Here is a 4,481-nt window from a genome sequence, read left to right on the forward strand (position 1 = left end):
GTCTTCAGAATCAAAACGACCTGTGCAACTAAAGCAATATCCATCGGCCAAATGAAGGCATGAACTTTGTCCGAAGTGATGCTGCCATTCAGCGGGGTCAATGCTATCGGATATTGTTCGAAACTGACAAATGCCATGACAGGGGTGGATGAAACAATTTAAGCCCAAAGTATGTTGGTGTTGTTCAGGGTCACCGTCACCGCCGTCATAGTCTGAATTCGGCGGGCGAGTGAAAGAGTCAGTATGCTGTGTAGTGGGTTCCCGGGCTTGCCGGGTGGACGGCTCTGATGGCTGATGCAGTTGTTGGTTTTCTCCAGAACCCAGCATTGTAGCGATAGCCTTAAACGGTTGATTCTGGCGTGTCAGCACGGCTGTAACCTCTTGTTGTTCAACCGGGTTAAACAGTGGTGAATAGGTGTTCCAATAACTTTTTAAGAGCCAACCGACAGCGACAAACACTTCCAGAGGTAGCCATGAATAAGAGTTGGAATTCAGAGGAGCATTTCTGGTGGTCAGGATTAGTTTATAACCGACCAGCAGGTGAGTGGAGCAATGCATCTGCCACGAAATTGATTCAATAATGGCTGATTGTATCCCGTAAACGTGGGGTCCAAATGGTTTGTCATCAGGTAGTGAAGCTGATCCTGCATAGCTGTCTGTGTTGACAATGCCTGAAATTGGATGCAGGTCACGCTGTGTTATAGAAAAGCTCTGGTTTGATGGAAATTTTGCCTTCTGTTCAAACTTGACAGTGAAAAGCTCTGTCGACGGTTTAGCCTGACATCCCACAGATAACAAATTCAGCAGCAACACTGTTGCCGCAAAGATTGAGTGCTTAATAATTCTATCCTTGCATTCTGGTTTACAGAGAGAAAGGATAGATCAAGAAAATAAGCGAGCTTTTCTGTTAACTACCATCTGTTTAACATCAGAGCTGGCAATGAAAAAACATGACGGGTATCAGATAAGATCGTTATTGATTCACTTTACCTTTTTTGGGCTGAGGTGATCGTTCAGGTTCAGATCATCAGGTTTGTTTTTTTGATGTTTTCTTTTGTGTCCCGACAGGACTGCAGCACTCTTATAGACCGTCCTGCATGGTCGCGGTTGGCTATCATCGCTGAACAGGGTCATATCACAGGTTTGTTGCCGGCGGTGTTGTCTGAATTTGTGATACGACAGGGCTTGAGCATTCTTGCAGATTCTGCTGCAGGGTCGCAGCTGGCCATCTTCCCCAACCAGAGTCTCGTCACAGGTTTTTTGCCCGCTGTGAACGCTTCTTTTGTGATCCACCAGAAAGCGAGCATTTTTGCAGACCTTTCCGCATGGCCGTTGTTGACCATCCTCCTCGTCCACCATAACGTCACAGTTTTTTTGCCCGCTGTGATAGCTGCTTTTGTGAGATGACAGAGATTGAGCATTCTTGCAGACCTTCCCGCATGGCCGCTGCTGGCCATCCTCACCGATGACTGTTACGTCACAAGTTTTTTGCCCGCTGTGTTCCCCGCTTTTGTGAGTCGACAGGGCTTTAATGTTCTTGCAGATTTTTCCGCATGGCTGCTGTTGGCCATCCTTCCCGACCACGATTACGTCACAGGTTTGTTGTCCGGAGTGGTATCTGCTTTTGTGATCCGCCAGAGCTTTGCTATTCTTGCAGACCTCCCCGCACAAATGCTGTTGGCCATCCTCCCCGACCACGATCACGTTACAGATTTGTTGTCTCCTGTGGTATCTGTCTTTGTGATCCGTCAGGGCATTAATATTCTTGTAAACCTTCCCGTGCGGCTGTGGCGTAAATTGTGGGGCAGAATCGCATTGGAGTTGAATGTCTGGGAGTCGATCCAATGTTTCGAAAAGTGAGGAATCTATAGCGCCTTCAGGCTCAGAACGACTTATGCAACTAAAGCAATATCCATCAGTCAAATGGGGACATGAACTTTGTGCGGTAATCGGCGGCCATTCAATGGACTCACCACTATCGAATGATGGCCGAAATTGACAAACGCCACTACATGGATGGACGAAACAATTTAAATCTAAAGTGTGTAAGTATTGTTGAGGGTTTTCGTTACCATCGTCAGAGTCAGAATAGAGGAGATGAGCGAAATAACATGCAGAGTAGTTGTTGGCTGCCGGGAGTTGCTGGCCGGATGATTCTGATGGCGGGTATTGTGGCAAGTTATCTCCAGAGCCGAGCATTATAGTGGTGATCGCAAACGGGTGATACCCTCGTGTTAGCTGAGATCTTGCCTCTTCTTGTTCAATCGGGTTAAACCTTGATGAGCCCTGGTTCCAAGCATTTTTTAAAAGCCAACAGACGGCGACAACCGCTTTTAAACGTACACATGAATAAGGCTTGGAATACAAAGGGGCGCCTTTGATGGTCAGGATCAGTTCGAAACCAACCAGCAGTTGAGTGGCGTAAAGCCATTGCCATAAAATGGATCCAATAAGGATCGTTTTTATCCCATAACCGCCGGGTCTGAGTGGTTTCTGATCAGGTGATGAAGGTTGTCCTGCGAAGCCGATTGTGTTGACAGCATCTGAAAATCTATGCGGGCCACGCTGCTTTATAGAAATGCTCTGGTTTGTCGGACAGTTTGCCTTCTGTTCAAGCTCGATAGTAAAGCGTTTCGTACACGGTTTGGCCTGACAGACGACAGACAACAACGGTAGTAGCAACAATAACATCAGTGCCGCAAAGAGTGAGTGTTTAATAATTCCATCCTTGCATTCTGATTCACAGAGAGGAAGGATAGATCAAGAAAATAAGCATGTTTTTCTGATAAAGGCTTTCTGTTAAAAAACTATTGAAGTCATGCACCAGACCAGATCGTTACTTATTCACTTTAACTTTTTGAGTCCTGAAGTCCTCGTCCAGATCAGGATGCCTGCGTTTTCGATGTATTCTTTTGTGGTCCAACAGGACTTTGGCATTCTTGCAGGCTATCCCGCATGTCTGCTGATCGCCATCCTTCCTGACCACGGTCTCGTTACAGGCTTTTTCCTGGGTGTGGGTGACTTTTTTGTGATCCCCCAGGGCTCGGGCATTCTTCCAAATCGTCCCGCATGGTCGTTGCTGACCATCCTTCCCGACTACTGTCATGGCACAGGTTTTTTGCCCCGTGTGGTATCCACTTTTGTGATTGGTCAGAGCTGAGGCATTCTTGCAGATCGTTCCGCATGGCCGCGACCGGCCACCCCGCCCGACCACGGTCTCGTTACAGACTTGTTGACCGGAGTGGTCTTTTCTTTTGTGATCCGACAGGCTTCTGGAGCTCATGCAAACTTTCCCGCACGGTCGCTGTTGACCATCTTCCCCAAGCACGTTCTCGTCGCAGGTTTTTTGTCCGCTGTGGAATGTGAATTTGTGAGCCGTCAGGGTTTTAGCATTCTCCAAGACCTTTCCACATGGCCATCGCTGGCCATCCTTACCGGTCACCGTCACCTTACAGGTTTGTTGACCGCTGTGGATCATTCTTTTGTGATCCGAGAAGGTTCGGGCATTCTGGCAGACAATCCCGCATAGTTGCTTGTGACCATCCTCTGCAATGACTGTTATGTCACAGATTTTTTGTCCGGTGTGTTCTCCGCTTTTATGAGTTGACAGAGCTTTGGTATTCTTGCAGACCTTTCCGCATGGCCGCTGCTGGCCATCTTTCCCATCCACGATCACGTTACAGGTTTGTTGCCCGCTGTGGGATCTTTTGTGATCCGAAAGGGCTTTAGAGCTCTGAAAGACCTTTCCGCATGGTCGCTGCTGGCCATCTTTCTGAATCACAATCTCTTCACAGATTGATTGCCTGATGTGGACGCTTCTTTTGTGTTTCAACAGGGCTTTATAATTACTGCAGACTATCCCGCATGGCTGCTGTTCACCATTCTCCCCGACCACTATGAAGTAACAAATTTTTTGCCCGATGTGATCTCTGCTTTTGTGATACGACAAAGCTTCAGCATTCCGGAAGATCCTTCCGCAAAGCCGCTGCTGACCGCTCTCCCAAGCGACTGCAATGTCACAGCTTTTTTGTCCGCTATGCTTTCTGCTTTTGTGACTCGACAGGGCTTTAGCATTCTTGTAGATCCTTCCGCATTGTTGCAGCTGACCATTCTTCCCGATCATGACCACGTTACAGATTTGTTGTGTGGTGTGGTATCTGCCTTTGTGGTCCGACAGAGCTCTGGCATCCTTGCAGACCATTCCGCATGGACGCTGCTGGCCATCCTCCCCAATCACTGTCACAACACAGGCGGGATGCGTGGCAGCGCTGGCGACCCCTTCACTCATTGACTCCATAGAGTTGCAGCGATCGGTGGAGGTGCCATCCACGACATGCGCTTTTAGCTTAGATTGTGGGTGAGAATCGCATTGGAGTTGAATGATAGTAAGTTGATCCCGTGCTTCGAAAAGCAAGGAATCTGTAAAGTCTTCAGAATCAAAACGACCTGTGCAACTAAAGCAATATCCATCGGCCAAATGA

At 48.0% G+C, this 4,481-nt stretch carries 3 protein-coding genes; all 3 read right to left on the reverse strand.

The window, feature by feature from the left end; translation table 11 throughout:
- Positions 1-810, reverse strand: an 810-nt coding sequence (locus KDK18_RS08965; RefSeq protein WP_257254561.1) for a hypothetical protein, incomplete at its 3' end; no start/stop codon positions are given.
- Between the two features lie 171 nt (positions 811-981).
- Positions 982-2,691: a hypothetical protein gene (locus tag KDK18_RS08970; RefSeq protein WP_257254562.1), complete on the reverse strand. Its 1,710-nt coding sequence runs from the start codon at positions 2,689-2,691 to the stop codon at positions 982-984.
- A 145-nt stretch (positions 2,692-2,836) separates the two neighbouring features.
- On the reverse strand, positions 2,837-4,481 hold a 1,645-nt coding region (locus tag KDK18_RS08975), incomplete at its 5' end, for a hypothetical protein (RefSeq protein ID WP_257254563.1).

It is taken from the genome of Endozoicomonas sp. SESOKO3 (genome assembly GCF_024606255.1).

Excerpts from the sequence above, each read along its gene's own strand:
- KDK18_RS08970 (WP_257254562.1), bottom strand. The coding sequence starts at position 2,691 with ATGTTATTGTTGCTACTACCGTTGTTGTCTGTCGTCTGTCAGGCCAAA.